General features: G+C 66.5%; 5 protein-coding genes. 1 reads left to right on the forward strand and 4 read right to left on the reverse strand.

The annotated features are described in order from the left end of the window. The 4 genes from AC1D01_RS20575 to AC1D01_RS20590 form a co-directional block, all read right to left on the reverse strand. The coding region (locus AC1D01_RS20575; protein ID WP_477869549.1) for an HpcH/HpaI aldolase/citrate lyase family protein at positions 1-425 on the reverse strand (425 nt) is incomplete at its 3' end. Next, a complete protein-coding gene (locus tag AC1D01_RS20580) occupies positions 425-1,606 on the reverse strand; it encodes a CaiB/BaiF CoA transferase family protein (protein WP_477869551.1) in 1,182 nt (393 codons plus the stop codon). The genes AC1D01_RS20580 and AC1D01_RS20575, both read right to left, overlap by 1 nt. A gap of 1 nt (position 1,607) precedes the next feature. Beyond that, a complete protein-coding gene (locus tag AC1D01_RS20585) occupies positions 1,608-2,474 on the reverse strand; it encodes an HTD2 family dehydratase (protein ID WP_477869553.1) in 867 nt (288 codons plus the stop codon). Positions 2,475-2,493: 19 nt separating this feature from the next. Further along, entirely contained in the window at positions 2,494-3,453 is a 960-nt protein-coding gene (locus AC1D01_RS20590) for a tripartite tricarboxylate transporter substrate binding protein (RefSeq protein ID WP_477869555.1), read from the reverse strand. Positions 3,454-3,616: 163 nt separating this feature from the next. Between AC1D01_RS20590 and AC1D01_RS20595 the strand changes: the two genes are divergently transcribed. After that, entirely contained in the window at positions 3,617-4,534 is a 918-nt protein-coding gene (locus AC1D01_RS20595) for a LysR family transcriptional regulator (protein WP_477869557.1), read from the forward strand. The last annotated feature ends 411 nt before the right edge of the window (positions 4,535-4,945 follow it).

Below are 4,945 nucleotides of genomic sequence, written 5' to 3' on the forward strand. Positions count from 1 at the left end.
GTCCCGAAGACCAGGCGCGCGACACCGTCCGCGCCGGCCACCTGCTGCACGCTGGCCACACCGCACGCGCTTTCGATCAGCGCGAGCACGCGCGCCTCGGACACCCTCTCCAGGACAGCCTGGATCTGCGCCGCAGATTCGGCCTTGGGCAGCATGACGTTCGAGATATCGGCCTCGCGCAACAGCCGAAGGTCGTCAGCGAAGGCGTTCGACTGGGCGTCGTTGACACGCACAACGATGCGCCCACGGTCGGCCTTGGCAGCCTGGCCAGACCATTGCGCGATCGCATCCCTCGCCTCGCCCTTGGCCGTCGGTGCGACGGCATCCTCGAGGTCGAGCACGATGGCATCGGCGCCGCTGGCGAGTGCCTTGGCAAACCGCTCGGGGCGATTGCCCGGCACGAAGAGATAGGTGCGCGGGTCCATCAGATCGCCTCCGCGGCCCGCAGCGTGCGAATACCTTCGGCATCGATCCCCAGCTCCCGCAGGATGGCGTCGGTGTGCTCGCCAAGCGCGGGCACCGGGTCCATGCGCGGGCCTTCGTTCCAGGTCCCGGGCGGCAGCATCGCCGGCAACGCGCCGACCGGAGAGCCCACCTCGCGCCAGCGCTGGCGTGCCTTGAGCTGCGGGTGCTCCCAGACCTCGTGCATGGTGTTGACGCGAGCGTTGGCAATCTGCGCCGCCTCCAGGCGTTCGACCACTTGCGCAGCAGTCAGGGTCGAGAAGGAGTCGACGATGAGTTTGCGCAGCGCCGTGCGCTCCGCCACGCGCTTGGCGTTGCCGGCGAAGCGCGGGTCGCGGGTCAGTTCGGGACGCTGCAGCACACCCTCGCAGAAGTTGACCCACTCGCGCTCGTTCTGCAGGCCCAGCATCACGCTGCCCTGGTCCGCGCCGGTCGGGAACGGGCCGTAGGGGTAGATGGTGGCGTGGGCGGCGCCGGTGCGTGGCGGCGGCGGCGCACCGTCGAAGGCGTAGTACAGCGGATAGCTGGTCCATTCGGCCAGGGACTCCAGCATCGAGATGTCGATGTGCTGGCCGCGCCCGGTCTGCGCGCGCTGCAGCAGCGCCGCGAGGATGCTGGTGTAGGCGTACATGCCCGCGGCGATGTCGGCGATCGACGGGCCGGCCTTGCAGGGTTCGTCGGGCGTTCCGGTGACCGAGACGAAGCCCGCCTCGCTCTGGATCAGCAGGTCGTAGGCCTTCTTTTCGCGATACGGCCCGTCCGCACCGTAGCCGGAGATGTCGCACACGATGATGGCCGGCTTCTTCGCGGCCAGCACGTCGTAGCCCAGACCGAGGCGCGCCGCGGCGCCGGGCGCGAGGTTCTGCACAACCACGTCAGCCTTCTCCAGCACCAGGCGTTCGAGCACCTTTGCCGCTTCGGGATGCTTCACATCGAGCGTGAGACTTTCCTTGGAGCGGTTGGTCCAGACGAAGTGCGAGGCGAGGCCGCGCACGCGGGCGTCGTAGCTGCGCGCAAAATCGCCCGTGCCAGGACGCTCGATCTTGATGACCCGGGCGCCGAGGTCGGCCAGTTGGCGCGTCGCGAACGGCGCCGCAATGGCGTGTTCGAGCGTGACGATCGTCAGTCCCTTGAGTGGTTGCATGTCAGGCACTCCTCAGCGTCGCGACCGCATCCATCGTGAGCCAGCCCTCGTGGTCCTGGGCCCACAGCTTGATGGTCTTGCCGTCGTCTTCGAGCTTCCCGTTGACGCGGAACGGGTTCAGGTCGAAGGTCGGGCGCACGGCCTTGAAGCGGAACATGGCGACGTCGGCATCGGGCGCGTTGCGACGCACCAGGTCCATCAGCAGGGTGGCGATCAGCGGGCCGTGCACGATCAGGCCGGGATAGCCCTCCACCTCGGTGACGTACTTGCGGTCGTAGTGGATGCGATGCCCATTGAACGTCAGCGCGGAATAGCGGAACAGCAGCACATCGTCGGGCACGATCTCGCGCTGCCAGGACACGCCGGTCGCGGCTGCCTGCGGCGGCGGTTCCATGTCCCCGGGGCGCTTGGCCTCGCGATAGACGATGTCGTGGAACTCGACGATTGCCGGCTCGGTCGATCCGTTGCAGCGCAGCTCATGGCGCACCTTCACGAACACGAGCATGCCCGTGCGGCCTTCCTTGACCGTCACGTCGGCGATGGTCGAGGTGCGCTCGACCGCATCACCCACCCGCACCGGCGAGCGGAACTCGAACTGGCTGCCGGCCCACATGCGGCGCGGCAGCGGCACCGGCGGCAGGAAGCCGCCCCGTTTGGCATGGCCATCGGGGCCGATCTCGCTCTGGCGGTGCAGCGGCAAGAAGTACAGCCAGTGCCACAGCGGCGGCAGTGGCGTTCCAGCCTCGATCGGCCGCGCTGGATGGTCGAGCGTTGCGTCGAGCGCCTTGACCGGTGTGGCACCGATGGTGTCACGCACCGTTTCGCTGCGGGTGATCCAGGCCTTCAGGTCGTGCTGCAAAGTGTTCATGTGGTGTGGCCTTTCCTGATCAGTCGGCCGTCAACTTGGCACGCTGCACGACAGCTTTCCACTTGGCCAGCTCGGTCTTGACGAGCTCACCGAACTGCTCCGGGGTGCTGGTCTCGACGTCGGCACCGTGGTCTTCGATGCGCTTCTGGGTTTCCTTGTCGGCCAGGACCTGGTTCAGCGCCTTGTTGAGCTGGTCGACGATGGCCTTGGGCGTCTTGGCGGGCGCGAAGAAGCCGTACCACTGCTGAACCTCGACGCCATCGACACCGGCCTCTTTGAGCGTCGGCACGTCGGGCAGCAGCTTCGAGCGCCTGGGGCCGGCCACGGCCAGCGCACGCAGCTTGCCGGACTTCACATGCGGTAGAGCGGTGAACAGGCTGGGGAACATGAACTGCGTCTGGCCGCCCATCGTGTCGGCCACGGCCGGAGCCGACCCCTTGTAGGGCGCTCCGGTCATCACCACCCCCGCGTTCAGCTTGAACAGCTCCGCCGCGAAGTGCGGAGCCGTGCCGTTGCCGGCCGACGCATAAGTGAAACGGTCGGGCTTGGCCTTGAGCTGGGCCACCAGATCCTTCACGTCCTTCACCGGTACGGTCGCGTTGGCGACCAGCAGCGTGGGCGAGTAGCCGACCAGGCCGACCGGCGCGAAGTCGGCCACCGGGTCATAGCGCAGCTTTTGCAGCGCCGGGTTCATCGCGTGCGTGGCGATGTAGCCGAACATCAGTGTGTGGCCATCGGACGCGGCCCGAGCAACGTACTCGCTCGCGATGGCTCCGTTGGCACCGGCACGGTTGTCGATGAGCACCGTCTGGCCGAGCAGCAGCTGGAGCTTCTGCGCAATGGTGCGTGCCATCGCGTCGTTGCCGCCGCCGGCGGCCGTGGGTACGACGATCGTGATGGTCTTGTCGGGATACGCCATTGCCACCGGGGCGGCGGCGGCCAGCACGGCGGCGACGGCTGGAGCGATCAAGCGCTTCATGGGTTTGTCTCCTTCTGGGGGTGGTCGAGAACACGCAGGGCGGGACGTCGACGCAGGGCAGGACTCGCTTCATGAGGCAATGATCGGCGTCGCCTTTGCAAAAGTGAATTGCATCTTTAAGATCAACTGATGTCCATAAAGCATCAATACGGAGCGTTGCCCCATGGCCATCAACTTCGACTTGAACGACCTGCTCGCCTTCCGGGCGGTGGCTGAGCTGAGCAACTTCCGCAAGGCCGCCGAGTCGGTGCACCTGTCGCAGCCGGCATTCAGCCGCCGCATCGACAAGCTCGAGCGGGCGCTGGGCGTGCTGCTGCTCGAACGGACCACGCGGCGTGTAACGCTGACCGCCGTTGGCCGGGACTTCGAACGCAAGGTGCGGGAACTGCTTGATGATCTCGACGCCACGCTGCTGGGCATCCGCGGCGTCGCGGCCACGCACATGGGCGAGGTGACGGTGGCCTGCGTACCGTCGACGGTGTACTACTACCTTTCGCAGGTGATACGCCGCTACCACGAGCGCAGCCCGAAGGTGCGCGTGAAGGTGCTCGACGCCGCCGCGAACGAGGTGCTGGCGGCGGTGGCACGCGGCGAGGCGGATTTCGGCCTCAACTTCATTGGCTCACAGGAGGGCGAGCTCGAGTTCAAGTCGCTCGTGGAAGAGCGCTTCGTGGCGGCGTGTCGGCGAGACCATCCAGTGGCAAGACTACGCCGCGTCAGTTGGGCCCAGCTCTGCGACTACGACTTCATCTCGGTGGGCCGCTCATCTGGAAACCGGGTTCTGCTGGACCAAGCGCTGGCGGGCGTCACGGGACGCCCACAGGCCATCTACGAGGCGCAGCACGTGACCACGACGCTTGGCTTGGTCGAGGCCGGACTGGGAGTCGCTGCCGTGCCGGCGATGGCGATGCCGGGATCCGACCATCCGCTACTCRTCAGCGTGCCGCTGGTCGATCCTGTGATCACTCGCAAGGTCGGGCTGATATGGCGCCGCGGACGATCGCTGTCACCGGCGGCGCAGCAGTTGTTTGACCTCTTTGGCCAAGTGAAGGCTGGGAGAAAGACTCGTCGGCCCGCATAGTTGATGGGGCGTGAAGTCGGGTTGAGCGTGCGATACGAATGGGTTTGTCGGAAGGATGGCGCTCAGACGAGAGCGGCAGCCCGTTTGCTGTTGCAGTAGCACGGTCAAGATAGTTGGGCTGCAGGCAACTCTCGGCCATGTCCAATCTTGCACGAACGGCTGGTTTCCGGTGTGCTGGACCTTCCGAAGCGGTGTCGCAGACCCGCCTCGCCCCCGGGGGATGGTCCCTCACCCGCCATGTCGGCGGGGCCGTTGGTGAGCGTCGCATCAGATTGGCACTTCCGCCTCATAGCGTCCGGGGTGCAGGTGCTTGCTGGATGCGAAACAGGTCTTGAACGTCGTCAGGATGTCGAGCGCTTGCTGCGACAGCGGAATCGCATGGGGAAGATCGGCCTTCATGCGCTCCTTGCC

The sequence above is a fragment of the Rhizobacter sp. P3_B12 genome, assembly GCF_056402895.1.